13 protein-coding genes are annotated in these 15,539 nt (G+C 72.7%); 2 read left to right on the forward strand and 11 right to left on the reverse strand.

The window, feature by feature from the left end; translation table 11 throughout:
* Window positions 1–194: 194 nt before the first annotated feature.
* Window positions 195–1,322: a serine hydrolase domain-containing protein gene (locus O7597_RS29925; RefSeq protein ID WP_281583343.1), complete on the forward strand. Its 1,128-nt coding sequence runs from the start codon at window positions 195–197 to the stop codon at window positions 1,320–1,322.
* A gap of 181 nt (window positions 1,323–1,503) precedes the next feature.
* Window positions 1,504–2,697: an FAD-dependent oxidoreductase gene (locus tag O7597_RS29930; protein ID WP_281581444.1), complete on the forward strand. Its 1,194-nt coding sequence runs from the start codon at window positions 1,504–1,506 to the stop codon at window positions 2,695–2,697.
* 24 nt (window positions 2,698–2,721) lie between these two features.
* On the opposite strand, the gene O7597_RS29935 is transcribed toward O7597_RS29930, so the two are convergent.
* The 11 genes from O7597_RS29935 to O7597_RS29985 all read right to left on the reverse strand — a co-directional run bounded on the left by O7597_RS29935 (window position 2,722) and on the right by O7597_RS29985 (window position 15,465).
* Window positions 2,722–3,294: a GNAT family N-acetyltransferase gene (locus O7597_RS29935; RefSeq protein ID WP_281581445.1), complete on the reverse strand. Its 573-nt coding sequence runs from the start codon at window positions 3,292–3,294 to the stop codon at window positions 2,722–2,724.
* Window positions 3,291–5,675: an ATP-binding cassette domain-containing protein gene (locus O7597_RS29940; protein WP_281581446.1), complete on the reverse strand. Its 2,385-nt coding sequence runs from the start codon at window positions 5,673–5,675 to the stop codon at window positions 3,291–3,293. Before O7597_RS29940 ends, O7597_RS29935 begins: the two co-directional genes overlap by 4 nt.
* Window positions 5,672–6,616, reverse strand: a complete 945-nt coding sequence (locus O7597_RS29945) for an ABC transporter permease (RefSeq protein WP_281581447.1) — start codon at window positions 6,614–6,616, stop codon at window positions 5,672–5,674. The genes O7597_RS29940 and O7597_RS29945 overlap by 4 nt, the downstream gene beginning before the upstream one ends.
* The gene (locus O7597_RS29950; protein ID WP_269742037.1) at window positions 6,613–8,178 is read right to left on the reverse strand and encodes an ABC transporter substrate-binding protein; all 1,566 of its coding nucleotides are present in this window, start codon (window positions 8,176–8,178) and stop codon (window positions 6,613–6,615) included. The genes O7597_RS29945 and O7597_RS29950 overlap by 4 nt, the downstream gene beginning before the upstream one ends.
* A 32-nt stretch (window positions 8,179–8,210) precedes the next feature.
* The gene (locus tag O7597_RS29955) at window positions 8,211–9,014 is read right to left on the reverse strand and encodes a class I SAM-dependent methyltransferase (protein ID WP_269742038.1); all 804 of its coding nucleotides are present in this window, start codon (window positions 9,012–9,014) and stop codon (window positions 8,211–8,213) included.
* Window positions 9,011–10,246 (reverse strand): MFS transporter, encoded by a 1,236-nt coding sequence (locus tag O7597_RS29960; RefSeq protein ID WP_269742039.1) that lies wholly within the window; start codon window positions 10,244–10,246, stop codon window positions 9,011–9,013. Before O7597_RS29960 ends, O7597_RS29955 begins: the two co-directional genes overlap by 4 nt.
* On the reverse strand, window positions 10,243–11,265 hold the full coding sequence (locus O7597_RS29965) for an enolase C-terminal domain-like protein (RefSeq protein WP_281581448.1): 1,023 nt from the start codon (window positions 11,263–11,265) through the stop codon (window positions 10,243–10,245). Before O7597_RS29965 ends, O7597_RS29960 begins: the two co-directional genes overlap by 4 nt.
* Complete coding sequence (locus tag O7597_RS29970; RefSeq protein WP_281581449.1) at window positions 11,262–12,338, reverse strand: PLP-dependent cysteine synthase family protein; 1,077 nt, start codon at window positions 12,336–12,338, stop codon at window positions 11,262–11,264. Before O7597_RS29970 ends, O7597_RS29965 begins: the two co-directional genes overlap by 4 nt.
* Window positions 12,332–13,180 (reverse strand): DUF364 domain-containing protein, encoded by an 849-nt coding sequence (locus O7597_RS29975; RefSeq protein WP_269742041.1) that lies wholly within the window; start codon window positions 13,178–13,180, stop codon window positions 12,332–12,334. The genes O7597_RS29970 and O7597_RS29975 overlap by 7 nt, the downstream gene beginning before the upstream one ends.
* Entirely contained in the window at window positions 13,177–14,451 is a 1,275-nt protein-coding gene (locus tag O7597_RS29980; RefSeq protein ID WP_281581450.1) for an ATP-grasp domain-containing protein, read from the reverse strand. Before O7597_RS29980 ends, O7597_RS29975 begins: the two co-directional genes overlap by 4 nt.
* A gap of 222 nt (window positions 14,452–14,673) precedes the next feature.
* A complete protein-coding gene (locus tag O7597_RS29985) occupies window positions 14,674–15,465 on the reverse strand; it encodes a MarR family transcriptional regulator (RefSeq protein ID WP_281581451.1) in 792 nt (263 codons plus the stop codon).
* Window positions 15,466–15,539: the final 74 nt, after the last annotated feature.

Here is a 15,539-nt window from a genome sequence, read left to right on the forward strand (position 1 = left end):
GGCTCCGGCTTGAGCCGGATGTGTCCCACCGGGGTCCCGGCGAGCATGTCGGTATGTCACGTACTCTTCGGACACTGAAGATCGCGGCCACCAGCGTCGCGCTGGTGACCACCATCGCCGTCGTACCCGCATCCGCCACCGCGCAGCCGGGCACCGCAGCGCGGCCGGCCGCTGGCGGACCGGATCGCGCCGCGTTGCGCGCCGCCCTCGCCGCGGTACCCGAAGCCGGTGCCCCGGGAGTGCTGCTCGCCGTGCGCGACGGCCGGCGCGACTGGCGTGACGCCGCCGGCCAGGCCTTCCTGACCAGGCCGCAACCCATGCGGCCGCAGCTGCGGCACCGGATCGGCAGCATCACCAAGACGTTCGTCGCCACCACCGTGCTCCAGCTCGTCGACGAGGGCCGGTTGGGGCTGGACGACCCGATCGGGCGGTGGCTGCCCGACATCGTGCCGGACGAGCTCGGCACCGAGGTCACCGTCCGGATGCTGCTCAACCACACAAGCGGCATCGGCAACTACACCAACGCCATGATCAACTCGTACGCGGCGATCGACCAGATGCGGGTCACCACGTACGCTCCGGCCGACCTGGTGGCCATCGGCCTGGCCTTGCCGCCGACGAACGCCCCCGGTGCCCGGTTCAGCTACTCGAACACCAACTACGTCCTGGCCGGACTGCTGATCGAGACGATCACCGGCAACGACGCGGCGGCCGAGGTCCAGCGGCGCGTTCTGCGACCACTGAAACTCGCCGACACGTTCTTTCCGGGCACCGACGCGCGGATCCGTGGCCCACACAGTGGTGCCTACTTCGCCCCGTTCGGCGTGCGGGATCTCAGCGAGTTCAACATGAGCTGGGCGTGGACGGCCGGCGAGATGATCGCCACCACGGCGGACCTGAACACCTTCTTCCGAGCGCTGCTCGGCGGTGACCTGCTCAGCCCGGCCGCTCTCGACGAGATGCTCACCGCCGTGCCGATGCTGCCCGAACAGCCCGCCGCCGGCAGCTACGGTCTCGGCATCTACTCGCTGCCGACCCCGTGCGGGGAGTTCTGGGGCCACGACGGCGCGGTCATCGGTCACCTGACGATCTCGCTGCACAGCCGCGACGGCGCCCGTCAGGTGTCGTCCGGGATCAACATCAGCCACTACCAGATCGGCCTGCCCGATCCGCACCCGATCGACATCGCCTGGAACACGTTACTGAGCACCGCGATCTGCCCGGCCGACGAGGCGGGCAGCCGTTCGGCGGTGACCGTTGCGCCGTTGCCGGGCGTCACCCGGCTGCCGGGCACCAACGACGCGGCGGTGGCGGCACCCTGAGCCGAGTCCGCCCTCGGTGATCCCCTGACGGCAGCTCGATCCCGGCAGGGGATCACGCCGTCACACCGCCGGCACGGCCCGGTGCGGGCGGTGGCGGCAGGGGTTGGGAGAACCACGACGGTCACATCCGGGGCGCTGCCGGTGTCTTGAAGGGTGGAACCGACCGCGAAGGGAGTCTGACATGGCAGCGGGAACCAGGGTGGTGGTGGTCGGCGGCGGATTCGCCGGCGTGATGGCCGCCAATCGGCTGACGCAACGCGCCGACGTCTCGGTGACCATGGTGAATCCACGGCCGGACTTCGTCATCCGGCTCCGGCTGCACCACGTGGTCGCCGGCGTCCACGACGCGGTCGCCCCGTACCGACAGGTGCTGGCCGAGGGCGTTCGGCTCGTCCGAGACACCGTCACGGCAGTCGACGCGGCTCAGCGCAGGGTGACGCTGCTGGGCGGCGGCACCCTCGGCTACGACCACCTCGTCTACGCGGCGGGCAGCGCGAGTGCCGCACCACGTGTTCCCGGCGCGGACGAGTTCGCCTATCCGATGGCCACGCTCGAGGCGGCGCGGCGGCTGCGCGCGATCCTCGACGACCAGCCTCCGGCGACCCCGGTGACTGTCGTCGGCGCCGGGCCGACCGGCATCGAAACCGCCGCCGAACTGGCCGAGCGGGGCCACCGGGTCACTCTGGTCTGCGGGGGCGTGCTGGGCGCGTACCTGCATCCGGCGGCACGACGTGCCGCCGCCCGGTCGCTGAGTGGGATCGGCGTGGACGTACTGGCCGGTCCCGGTGGCACGGTCACCGAGGTCACGCGGGACACGGTGCGGCTCGACGACGGTCGTACGCTGCCGAGCGCGATCACCATCTGGACCGCCGGTTTCGGGGTGCCGGATCTGGCCACCCGCAGCGGTTTGCGGACCGACGCCATCGGACGCCTGATCACCGACGAGACGCTGACCAGCCTCGACGACGAGCGCATCGTCGCGGCCGGGGACTCGGCCGCGCCGTCCGGCGTGCCGTACCGGATGAGCGCGTACACGGCCAGTTGCCTCGGCGCGCACGCCGCGGACACGGTGCTGCGGCGCATCGCGGGCACCGCTCCCGAGCCGGCGAGCGTCTTCTTCGGCGCGATGTGTGTCGGCCTGGGCTCGCATGCCGGCATCTACCAACTCGCCGGCCGGGACGACACCGCGAACAGGATGTTCGTCGGAGGCCGCCTCGGCGCGAGACTCAAGGCCCTGACCTACCGGTTCGCCGTCGGTCACCTCACGAACGAGGCTCGCAAGCCCGGATCGCACCGGTGGCTCGGCAACAACAAGCGTCGGCAACTGCTCCAGGCACAGGCCCCGGTAGCGGCTGCCGCTGACCAGCCGGCGTAGCGCGACGCGGTCCGCCCGGTCGCGCTAGGGGCGGCCGGACAGCACGATCTCGAAGTGGACCGTCTGGTAGGTGTCGTCGCAGCCGCCACGTGGGTCGTGGATCAGCGTGGCGACGCTCCGCCAGAACGGTTCGGCGCCGTCGACGCGTGGGTCCGTGTGCAGATAGAGCGCACGGTAGCGGGGCTGCCGGGCGACGAAGTCGACGGCGAGGCCGACGAGTGCCCGGGCCAGACCGCAGCGTCGGTGTTCCGGGCGCACGTACACCCGGAACAGCTGGGCCGTGGTGTCGTCCGGATAGCGCCGGGCGAGGAAACCAGGGTGCGGTGGGCTCTTGGGCCCGCCGGCGCGTACCGCCGTGGTGCCGACCACCTCGTCGCCCTTGGTGGCGACGAACAGGGCGTGCTGCTCCGGCACGAGGTAGGTGCCGGCCAGGTCGATGACGTCCCGGTGCCAGTCGGGCCGGTAGCCGTAGCCGAAGTCGCGGTAGAAGGTGTCGAGCATGACGCCGCGGGCACCGTCGAGGTGCCGGCGGTCGGCCGGCTGGACCTCGTACGGGCCGACGTCGTGCGGGTACTGCGGCATGGTTCCTCCGGTCATGGGTTGGGCGGTGTCGGGGCGGTCGCCGGGTCGGTGTGCAGCAGCGCGCGGGTCAGCGGGTGGTGTGCGTGGTGGAGCAGGGCGTCGGCCGGGCCACTGTCGACGACAACTCCGTCGTCGAGGACGACGACGTGGTCGGCGAGGTGAGCCACCACGTCGCGGTCGTGAGTGATCACGACGACGGTCAGCCGGAGGTCGCGTCGCAGCTCGTCGAGGAGGGTGAGGATGCCGAGCCGGGTGATGCGGTCGAGCCCGGCGGTCGTCTCGTCGCAGATGAGCACGCGGGGTTCGCTGGCGAGTGCGCGGGCGAGCGCCGCGCGGTGCAGTTCGCCGCCGGAGAGCCGGTCGGGACGCCGGGTCGCGGTGTGTTCGGCCAGGCCCACCCGGTCGAGCAGGTGCCGGGCGGTGTGGTGGGCCTGTTCCGGCGTGGCGTCGCGCAGGCGGCGGGCGGGCCTGCCGATCTGGTCCACGACCGACCGGTAGGGGTCGAAGCTGGCCCGGGCGTCCTGGAAGACGTACTGGATGGCGCCGAGCTCGTGTGGCTGGCGTCGGTCCAGGTGCGCGGCGAGGCGCTGCCCGGCGAGGGACACCTGTCCGGTGTGGGCCGGGTGCAGGCCGGCGACGCACCTGGCGAGGGTGGTCTTGCCGCTTCCGGACCGGCCGACCACGGCCAGGCAGCGGCCGGCGGCCACGGCCAGGTTGACGTCGCGGAGCACGTCGCGCTGCCGACCGCCGTCGCGGTGGGCGGCGCTCAGGTTGGTGACGCGGAGCAGCGGCCGATCCGGTCGGACCGTCGCCGGTGGCCGGGCCGGTGGTGTGGCGAGCAACTGCCGGGTGTGCCGGTGGCGCGGTACGGCGAGCACCTCGGCGGCCGGACCGGATTCGACGGCGGCACCTCGGTGCAGCACGAGGATCTGGTCGGCCACGGCCCTGACGAGGTGCAGGTCGTGGCTGAGCAGGATGACGGCGATGCCGGCGCGGGCGAGTTTCGTCAGCTCTGCGGCGACGGCGTCGCGGGTGAGCGCGTCCTGTCCGGTGGTGGGTTCGTCGGCGATGAGCAGGACGGCGTGCGCCAGCAGGGCGTGGGCGATGACGAGGCGTTGCTGCTGTCCGCCGGAGAGCTGGTGGGGGAACCGGCGCAGGAACCGGCGGTCGGTCGGCAGGCTGACGCGTTCCAGGGTGGCCGCCACCGCACGTCCGCGGGTGCCGCGGCTGGCGCCGGGTGCCTGGTGCCGGGCGATCTCGTGGAGCACGGCACCGATTCGGCGTACGGGGTGCAGGGCGGCACCGGGTTGCTGGGGTACGTAGCCGACGGTGCCGGGTGCCGGCGGGCTGGCGGTCGTGACCGGCCGACCGGCCAGGGTGATGGTGCCGGTGTGGGTGACGCCAGGGGTCGCCTCGCCGAGCAGGGCGCGGGCGGTGGTGGTCTTGCCGCTGCCGGATGCGCCGATGACGGCGAGGATCTCGCCGGCTCGCAGGCTGAAGGAGACGCCGTCGACAAGCGTCCGGTCGGCGGTCGTGGCCGCCAGCTCCCGCACCTGGAGGAGAGAGTCGTGGGCGTGGGCGCCGGTCGTGGCCGGTGCGGGCGGTGGTGCCGGGCTGGGGACGGCAGGGGTGTCCAGCATCCGGTCGGTGACCAGGTTGAGACCGACGGCCAGGCAGACGATGAGCGCGGCCGGCACGGCGACGGACCAGGGTTGCAGGAACAGGCCGGTGCGGTTGCGGTCCACCATGACGGCCCAGTCCGCGGCGTCGGGTGCCACGCCGATGCCCAGGAAGCTGGCGGTGGCCACCAGGTAGATGGCCCCGATGAACCGGACTCCGGCGTCGGCGAGCAGGACCCGGCGGATGCCGGTGCCGACGTAGCCGGGACCACGTCGCCACCAGGTCTCGCGGTACAGGCGCATCGCCTCCATGGCCGGCCCGTGGGCCAGTGGCAGCGCGGCGGCCCGGGTGATCCGGGTGATCTCCGGCAACCCGATCAGCGCGACGATCCCGACGAGGGTGAGCGGCCCGGGCGGCGCGGTGGCGGCCAGCAGGATCAGCAGCAGCAGCGACGGCACCGCCAGCGCCAGGTCCAGGGGGCGCATGAGCAGCTCGTCGACCCACCGGCGGCGGGTGGCGGCGGCCACCAGGCCGGCCGGCACGCCGAGGAGGTACGCCAGCAACGTCGCGCTGACGGCGACCACGACGACGGACCGGCCGCCGAGCAGTACCTGCCGCGCCACGTCGCGGCCGACGAAGTCGGTGCCCAGCAGCCCGTCGTCGGCGAACGGGAACGCGCGCTCACCCGGCTCGCCGACCAGCCACGGGCCGGCCACGGCCAGCGCGAGCGGCACCGCCAGCAGCGCCGCTCCGGTCAGCGTGCGCAGCCGGCTCATCGCACGACCCCGGTGCGGGGTGCGAGACGGAACGCCACCAGGTCGGCGACCAGGTTCACCACCACGGTGGTGACGGCCACGAGGACGCACAGCGCCTGCACGGTGGGGATGTCGCGGGTGGACACCGCGTCGACGAGGGCGGTGCCGAGTCCGGGGATGACGAACACCGCCTCGACGACGATGACGCCGCCGAGCAGCCAGTCGGTGGTCCGGGCGAGCTGCTGCACCACCGGCGCCAGCGCGCCGGGTAGCGCGTGGCGAAGCCAGAGCCGGCCGCCGGTGATACCGAGCCGTCGGGCGTGGCGCACGTGCTCGCCGCGCAGGGCGTCGAGCAGGCCGGCGCGGGTGAGGCGGCTGATCGTGCAGATCGGCCGGGCGAGCAGCACCAGCAGCGGCAACACGAGCACGGCCGGCCGGGCGAGCAGGTCGGCACCGAACGCGGTGGGTGGCAGCCAGCCGAGTTGGACGCCGAAGACGGCGATGAGCAGGATCGCCAGGGCGAACTCGGGTACCGCGTACAGCGCGACCGACACCGCGGACACCACCCGGTCCAGTCGCCCGCCTTCCCGGCGGGCGGCCAGCATGCCCAACGCGACGGCGAGCGGTACCAGCACCAGCAGGGTCACCGCCGCCAGCAGCAGGGTGGCGGCCGCGCTGTCGGCGAGCCGTTCGACGATCGACCGCTGCGAGATCAGCGAGACGCCGAGGTCGCCCCGGAGCAGGTCGGTCAGCCAGTCGAGGTAGCGCTGCCAGGCCGGCTGGTCGAGGTCCAGTTGCGCCCGGATCGCGGCGATGCGGGCCGGGTCCGGGTGGTCGCCGGCGATCACCACGGCGGCGTCACCGGGCAGCGCCTCGGTGAGCACGAACACGATCGTGGTGATCCCGGCGACCTGCCCGAGGCCGAGCAGCAACCGCCCGGCGGCGTAGCGGGGCAGACTCACCCCAGCCAGACCTTGTCGAAGCGGGCCCAGTCGAGGGTGTTGGCCGGGGCGTCGGCGGACACCCCACCGACGCGGGGCGCGGTGGCGACGAGGAAGTCCGCGAAGCCCCAGATCAGGAATCCACCCTCGGCGTGCAGGGTGCGCTGCATGTCGCCGTACGCCTGTCGGCGGGTCGCTTCGTCGGCGCTGGAGACGGCCTCGGCGTAGCGGGCGTCGAACTCGGTTCGGGCCCACCGGGTGGCGTTGGTGGTGGAGTTGGTCAGCAGCCGCTGGGAGATGTGCGTTTCGATGGGCATGGCACCGGAGCGGTACGAGGCCAGCACACCGGAGTTGAGGATGTCCTTCCAGTAGGTGTCCTTGTTGCCCAGCACGGGTTCGATGACGAGGCCGACCTGTTTGGCCTGGTCGGCGAAGACGCTGGCGGCCTCGACGAAACCACTGGCCACCGGGGCGGTGTCGAGCGGGATGCGCAGGCCCCTGGCGCCGGCCTTGTCGATGAGGAACCGGGCCCGGTCGAGGTCACGGGTGCGCTGGGGGATGTCGTCGGCGTAGTACTGGTAGCCCTTGCCGAACAGGTCGTTGCCGACCTGCCCGGAGCCGGCGAGGACGGTGTCGACCAGCTGTTGTCGGTCGGTGAGCAGGAACATGGCTTCGCGCAGGTCACGGTTGTCGAACGGCGGCCGGTCGACCTTCATGGCGAGCGACTGCATGGTGCTGTTCGGCATCCGGGTGACGGCCATCCGGCCACCGTCGGCGTGGGTACGGGCGGTGGTGGGGGTGATGTCGTGCGCGTAGTCCACCTGGCCGGCGAGCAGGGCGTTGACCCGTGCCGACTCCTCGTTGCTGATCAGGTACTCCAGCTCGTCCAGGTGCGCGGCGCCCTCCCAGTAGCCGTCGTACCGCTTGAGCAGCAACGACCGGCCGGGCTGCCAGGAGTCGAAGGTGAACGGTCCGGAGCCGACGGGCCGCTCGAAGCTGTCGGCGTCCTGCGGGACGATGTACGCGCCGAACGCGGCCAGCGCGTTGGGGAACTCGGCGAAGGGCCGCTTGAGGACCAGTTCCAGGGTGCGGTCGTCGATGGCGCGGCTGTTGGGCAGGTCGAGCAGGTCGAGGCTGGCCTTGGCGCGGAAGGCCCGCTTCGGGTCGGTGATCCTGGCATAGCTGTAGAGCACGTCGGCGGCGCGGACCGGCCTGCCGTCGTGGAATGCGGCCTGCCGCAGGGTGATCCGCCAGCGGGTGAGGTCGCTGCTGGGCTCCCAGCGTTCGGCGAGGCGGGGTTGGATGGAGACGTCCGGGCCGTAGTCGGCGAGCTTGTCGAACATCGCCTTGGCGCGCGACGCCTCGTTGAACAGGTTCGCCAGGTGCGGGTCCAGCGTCTCGTTGACACCGCCGCCCGCGAACGCCGCCCGCAACCGACCGCCACGCCGGGGCTGTCCGGCCGAGGTGCCGGCCGGGTCCCCGCTCGGGCCGCAGCCGGTCAGCAGGGCGGCGGAGATGGCGGCGGCGCCGCCGAGCAGGCCGCGGCGCGACACGCGCGGCACGGCGACTGGCTGATGGATCATCATAGGTTTTCCTCTCGATGCACAGGTGAGCGTTACGCCGCGTCGTCGCGACGGCGGGCGACCAGGTGCAGGCGGTCGCCGGACAGGACGTCCGACAGCGCCGCTGCCGGATGCCAGGGCGGGTCGGTCCGGGGGCCGGGCGTGTCGAACAGGGCCACGACGTCGAACCCGGCGGTGGCGAGCAGGTGCCGTAGCTCGGCGGGGAACAGCAGCCGCCAGGCCGAGGTCTGCACCAGCGGTCGCGGGCAGGCCGGCCAGGTCCAGACGCGTTCACGGCGCAGCAGCTGATCCCGGTGGTCGATCCACAACCGGGTCGCCGAGGTGTACGTGACGGCGCGCCAGGTCACGGTGCGGGTACGGGTGCCGTCGAGCAGCTCGGTGTTGCCGAGGAAGAACGCGCCGTTGCGCATCTCCGCCAGCAGCAACCCACCGGGGCGCAGGTGCCGGTGGCAGCGCCCCAGGAACGCGGTCAGGTCGGCGTTGCGGTGGCAGTACAGCAACGCACTGTCCAGGCAGGTGACGACGTCGAAGCGGTCGACCAGGTCGAAGGTGCGCAGGTCGGCGTGGACGAACCGGACTCCGGGATGTCGTCGCCGCGCGTACGTCAGCATCGGCAGCGACGTGTCCAGCCCGGTGGCGGTGTAGCCGAGGGTCGCGAGGTGCCCGGCGTCGCGGCCGGTGCCGCACCCGACGTCGAGCAACCGCGGCGTGGCGACGACGCGGTCGGCGAAGCGGCGGACGAGGTCGTCGACGAAGCGGGCGGCGACGTGCTCCGGGTCGGGGAACTGCTGCTCGTACAGCTCCGGGTTGTCGGTGAGGAAGTTCTGGCCGTTCACGACACACCCGCCGGCGCCGCGGTCGCTGCGGGCGTGAGCAGGCCGCCACGGCGCAGCAGCCACACCGCGCCGGCCGAGGCGAGGCCGACGCCGGCGGTGAGCAGCCACGCCGTGGTGGGCACGCCGGCCGAGCTGCCCACCGCCGCGCCGACGGCGGCGGTGCAGCCGGCGGCGAGAATTCCGGACACCAGGTAGAACAGGCCGAAGTAGGTGCCGGTCAGTCGCGGCCCGGCGAAGGCGGGGATCAGCTCCAGGACGAACGGCTGGGTGATCATCACCCCGACGGTGAGCAGGACGGCAGCGGCCAGCACGGGCAGCAGTCGCACCACCGGTGGTGCCGATTCCACCCGCAGCAGCGGCAGCAGGAAGCCGGCTCCCATGACGGCCATGCCCGCGGTGATGCACGCGCCACGGCTGGCGCGGCGATGCAGCCAGCCGGTCAGGGGCAGTTGCAGGGTGAGGGTCACGACGGTGGAGACGACGAACAGCACGGCCACCGCCACGGGCTGCCCGGTGACGTGTTCCGCCTGCACCGGCAGGATCAGGTACAGCTGGGTCTGCAACGCGAACATGCCGGCCAGCGCCGTGCTGAACGCCAGGAACCGGCGGTCGGTGACGGCGGTGCGCCAGTCGTGCCAGACGGTGGCCTCGCTGGCGGTCACCGGTTGGGCGGGCAGCCAGACCGCCTGCGCCACGGTGAGCGCGGCGAACACCGCCGCGGCGCTCAGCGCGGCAGCCCGGAAGTCGACGAGCAGCAGTGCGGCCCCGAGCAGTGGTCCGAGCAGCGCGCCCGCGCTGGCGAACACGTTGAACAACGCGAACGCCTCGGCGCGTCGGTCGGCGGCGGCCTGCGCCACGTAGCTGCGTACGGCCGGGTTGAACAACGCTCCGGCCAACCCGGACAGGACCGACGCGGCCAGCAGCGACGGCAGCGAGACGCTGAGGGCGAACAGTCCGAAGCCGACGGCCCGCAGGGCGCAGCCGGCGATGATGACGCCACGGGCACCGAGCCGGTCGGCGGCCGAGCCGCCCAGCAGGAACAGCCCCTGCTGGCTGAGGTTGCGCACGCCGAGCACGATGCCGATCACGGCGGCGGACAGACCGACGTCGTCGGCCAGGTGGCCGGCGAGGTAGGGCAGCAGCAGGTAGAAGCCGACGTTGACGCCGAGCTGGTTGACCACCAGCAGCCGGATCGGCAGCGGAAAGCCGCGCAGGGTGGTCCACGTGCTCATCGGGCCGCCCGTACGCCGAGTCCGGGTTCGTCGGTCAGCCGCAGGACACCGTCCTGGCCGCCGATCCCGGTCCACGGGTCGTCGGTGAGCAGCAGGTGCCCGTCCAGGTCGATCCAGCGGGCGTCGCCGGTGAGGTGCACGGCCGGCGCGATGCCCAGCGAGCTGGCCACCAGGCACCCCAGCATGAGATCCATGCCGTACCCGCGGGCCGTGGCGACGATCCGCGCTGCGGCGTGGATCCCGCCGCACTTCGCAATCTTGACGTTGATGCCGGCGACCGCGCCCGCGAGGGCGTCGAGGTGCGCCACCGTGGCCGCGTCCTCGTCGGCGATGACCGGCACGTCGGTGCGCGCGCTGATCCAGGCGAGCAGCCGCGGTGTGCCGGGCGCGATGGGTTGTTCGACGGCGTCGACACGGTACGGCCGGAGCGTGTCGAGCAGCCGCACGGTCTGCTCGGGTGTCCAGGCACCGTTGGGGTCGAGCACCAGCCGGGCCTGCGGCATGGCGGCCCGTACGGCGGCGATCCGGTCCGGGTCGGCGGCGTCACCGCACTTGACCTTGACGAGCTGGAAGCCGCGCCGCGCCAGCGCCCGTGCGGTGGCGGCAGCGTCGGACGGCCTGACCAGGCCGATGGTGTGGGCCGTGGGCGCCGGGGCGAAGGTCGGCCGGCCGAGCCACTGGTACACCGGCATCCCGACGCGACGACCCAGCAGGTCGTGGACGGCGGCGTCCAGGGCCGCCAGCACCCCGGCGGGCAGTTCGGCGGCGAGCGCGGGCAGCTCCGCGAGCAGCGTCCCGGGTTCGCCGTAGTCGGACACCCGCTGGCCGAGACCGGCCAGCAGATCGAGGATCGTGGCCCGGTCGAGGCCGTAGTAGGCGCTGGTGACGACCTCGCCGTGGCCGGTGACGCCGTCGTGGGACAGGTCGACCTGGACGGCGTCGCGGCCCGACATCGTCGAGCGGGAGATCCGCAGCGGCTCACGGAGCCGCAGCGGGTAGCTGCGCCAGCCGAGTCTCATGCCGGCACCGCCAGGCGGCGCAGCGGGTCGAGGACGGTCCGGCAGCGACTCCACCGGGTGACCTCGACGGCGTTCGGGTGGGGGATCTCGATCGGGTGGCCCGGAGCGGGGGCGAACAGCCCGTGGGCGGCGCAGTACGCGTCGTCGAAGATCGAGTCGAGGTAGCGGTGCGGGCCGTCCGGGAAGACCGTGACCACCCGGGCGCCGGGCTGCATGCGGCTGATCCACGCGGCGACCCGGGCGACGGCGCCGGTGCTCCAGCCGCCGGTGACGAAGGCCGAACGGGCCAGCCTACGGCAGGTGTCCACCGCCTCCACCGGGCCGATCCAGTGCACCTCGTCGAAGGCGGTGTAGTCGACGTTGCGGGGAAAGATGCTGCTGCCCAGACCCCGCATGAGCCGCGGCCGCGCGGGCTGTCCGAAGATCGTCGAGCCGACGGTGTCGACACCGACGAGCCGCAGCCGTGGCCAGTGCCGCCGCAGCGCCCGGGCCAGGCCGGCGCTGTGCCCGCCGGTGCCGACGCTGCACACCAGCACGTCGGCGGCCTCGACCTGCCCGGTCAGCTCGGCGGCGAGGGCGTGGTAGCCGGCGACGTTGTCCGGGTTGTGGTACTGGTCGGGCCAGTAGGCGCCCGGGGTGCGCGCCAGAATCTCGTGCAGTCGGTCCAGGCGGGCCTGTTGCCATCCGCCGACCGGGTGCGGCCGGTCGACCTGCTCGACCACCGCCCCGTACGCGGTCAGCAAGGCGCGCATCGGTCGCTCGATCTCGCGGTCCACCACGAGGATGACCGGGTGGCCCAGTGCCTGGCCGGCGAACGCCAGCCCGAGGCCCAGGGTGCCGCTCGTGGACTCCACCACGGTGGCTCCCGGCCGCAGGTCGCCGCGTTGCCGGGCGGCCTGGAGCATGGCCACGGCGGCGCGGGCCTTCATCCCGCCGGGACTCAGATACTCCACCTTGGCGTGGAAGCCGCCGTGCGGGTGCGGCAGTGGGGTGTCGACGAACGCCACCGGGGAGCGGCCCAGCAGGCCCAGCAGGTGCGGTGCGCACGTCGTCGGCGCGGGGTCGGTCAGCATGTCGGCCGGCCGGCGGCGCGGTAGCGGTACAGCGTCGTCGGTCCGCCGTCGAGCCAGAAGAACGGGTACGGTTCGGCGGACACGGCGCTGAGGCCGGCGCCGAGGAAACAGGGCAGGACGGCGCTGCCGGTCTGCGCGAAGGCCACCATCGGTTTGCCGGTGGCGCGGGCGTGCCGCAGCAGCGGCTCGAAGGTGCCGTTGCCCAGCGTCATGCCGGACACCAGCAGCGCGTCGCAGCGGTCCAGCAGGGCGGCGGCGTCCGGCAGGCACGGCTCGTCCCACTCGGTGCTGCCGCCCGCCAGATCGCAGGGCAGGTAGCTGAGGCCGCGCTGGCGCAGCTGCCCGAGCAGGGAGTTGACCACGCCGACGACCAGGACGTGCTGCCCCGGGGCAACCGTCAGCAGGTCCACCACCGCGGCGGCCCTGGCGGTCGACTTGGCCAGCGAGGTGCCGGCGGGGATGGTGACCGCGTCGTCGGCGGTGTGCGCGTGCGGACGGGCGGCGGCCAGGTAGGCGTCCAGGGCCGCGACGCGGACCGCCGGCACCCGGTGGGCGAGCAGCTCCGCGACGCTGCGGCCCACGCAGTCGTACGCGACGTCGTCGGTCAGCTCGTCCGGCTCCGTCGCGCAGGACCCGACGGTGGCGTCCACCCGCAGACTCAGCACCTGGTTGCGGTAGCCGCGGTCGCGCCCGGTGTGCCGGGCACCCTGCCGGGTGGTGAACGCGACGCTCACCTGCTCGGTGCCCGGGTCAGGACCGAGACGGCCCGCGCTGACGGCCTCGATCAGGTCCGTCACCGACGTGAACGGCGCACCGGTCCCGACCGGTGCCGGTGTCGTCACGCCAGCGCTCCGGCCAGCTCGTCGGCGTAGCGCACCCGCAGACCGGCGACCAGTTCCTCGGCCCGCGCGCGGGCGCCGAGGCCGGTGGTGTCCACGGCCATGACGTGCCCGAGGTAGGCGTTGTTGCTCACCGCCTCGCCGGTGCGGTGCCCGACGGGCTTCACCGCCCAGTCGACGACGTCGGGCGCGGCGGCGAGCGCGGCGGCACCGTCGATCCCGGCGACGGTGCCGGCGCGGGGCGGCAGCAGGAACGAGATGGCCGCGCTACGCACGCCCGTGTCGGTCACCGTGAGGTCCGGTTGTTCACCGAGGGCGAGCTGGGTGTACACCATGGGCAGGTCCACCCCGGTACCCCGCCGCACCAGCTCGGTGATCTGGTTGCCGGCCGGCCGGGGGTTGATCTCCACCACCCGTGGCCCGGCGGCCGTGAGCCGCAGCTCGGTGTGCGCGACCCCCCGGTCGAAGCCGACCGCGGCGAGGGCGGTGACCGCCATGTCGCGCACCGCGGTGACCGTCGCGGCGTCCAGCGCGGCGGGGAACATGTGACCCGTCTCGACGAACCACGGCGCACCGGCCAGGCTCTTGTCCGTCACGCCGAGTACCGTCGTCGCGCCGTCGACGGTGACGGTTTCGACGCTGACCTCCGGTCCGACCAGCACCTCCTCCAGCAGCACGCGCGGCGAGCGCTGCTGGCCACGCGCGTTGACCGGGAACGCGTCGAGGGCGTCGAAGGCCGCGCGCAGTTGAGTCAGATCGGTCACCAGCCGGACGAGCATCCCGGCGCACAGGTCGACCGGCTTGACCACCAGCGGAAAGCCCAACGCACGTGCCGCGGCCCGCGTACCCGGCCAGCCCTCGGTGACCGCGAACGCCGGACCGGGTAGGCCGGCCGCCCGCATCCGGTGCCGCGCCAGGTCCTTGCGGCAGGCCTCCTCGACGGCCTGCGGCCGGGCGCCCGGCAGCCCCAGGTGCGCGGCGAGCCGGGCGACCGTGCCGAGGTAGTAGTCGCAGGAGGTGACGACCCCGTCGAAGCGCAGCACCTCGTGCAGCCGCTGGACCTGGGGCAGCAGCACGGCCGGGTCGTTGGTCTCGACGGTGAGCACGTTGTCCGCGGTGAGCAGCGGATGCACCCCGTCGCCACCGCCCTGGCGCAGGTAGTGGTGCAGGTCCCTGGTGAGGAAGGTGAACCGGTGTCCCGCTTCCCGGATCGCCCGGGGCAGCAGGGTGCTCATCGCGCCGACCCAGCTCTCGACCACCAGCACATGTCCCACCGCGCGCTCCCGATGTTCAGGGGATCCCGACCACCAGACGATAACGGTTGTCATTTGCGATGGCTAGCTCGGGCCCATGAAAGGCAGCGGGGCGCGCTTCAGCCACCCGTCCGCCAACGGGAGGCAGTTGCCGCCAGTCGCGAGGATCCGCCACCCTTCCGACCGGCGGCGATGGTGTTGGGGAGGCCCGCCGGCCGCGTCTCGACCAGCAGCCGGGGAAGGTCAGGCCCGCCTCTCGCGGCCCTCCCGGCCCGGCAAGGCGTGGTCGATCGCATGGAGAAGGAACGCGACCCGCGTCCTGAGTTCCGCTGCGGTCCGCTGGAACGGCGCGTAGCCACGCTCGGCAGCTGGATCAGGCATGCTCCAATGCGCCACGTTTCCCGCTCGGGGAAAATCGGGACAGATCTCGCGGAGGCGGTCACACAGGGTGATCACGTAGTCGAAGCGCTGTTCCAGGAAATGGCTCAGCTGCTTCGGATGCCGCGTGGTCATGTCGACGCCGCCCTCGCCCATGACCCGCACCGTGTTCGGATGCAGCGGCTTCGGCTGCCCTCCGGCACTGACGACGTCGATCCGGTCACCGCCCATCTGCTGCAGTATCGCCTCAGCCATCTGCGATCGGGAGCTGTTGCCCGTACAGAGGAAGATCACCCGGGTCGGTGGCTGATCCGGTCGACGCGGATTCGGTCCGGGCGGCGCCAGCGCGGCGGGCACAAGCTGTAGGCCGTCGTGCAACGAAGCACCAGCCTCGGCAAGCAGGTTGCGGCAGGCAAGCAGATTGAGGCTGTAGTAGCTGTCCCGCTTGTCCGCCGAGCTTCGGCGGACCGTGACCAGTCCGCCTGCCCGCAGCTGCCCCAGGTGGTAGGAGGTCAGGCTCTGCTGCTGGCCGACAAGCCCCATCAGCTCGCGAACCTGTCGGTCGCTACGCGCCAACTCGGCCAACAACCGCCAACGCACCGGGTGCGCGGCGAGACGGAGGACTCCCGGTGGCTCCGGATCGAGGGCGGCACACACAAGCGGAACTTTACATCGAATCAGTTAGTTGGATCCCTGATGGCGACGCGTCCATCCGACTGCTCCCCGACCAC

It is taken from the genome of Verrucosispora sp. WMMC514, from assembly GCF_027497295.1.
GTDB lineage: Bacteria > Actinomycetota > Actinomycetes > Mycobacteriales > Micromonosporaceae > Micromonospora > Micromonospora palythoicola.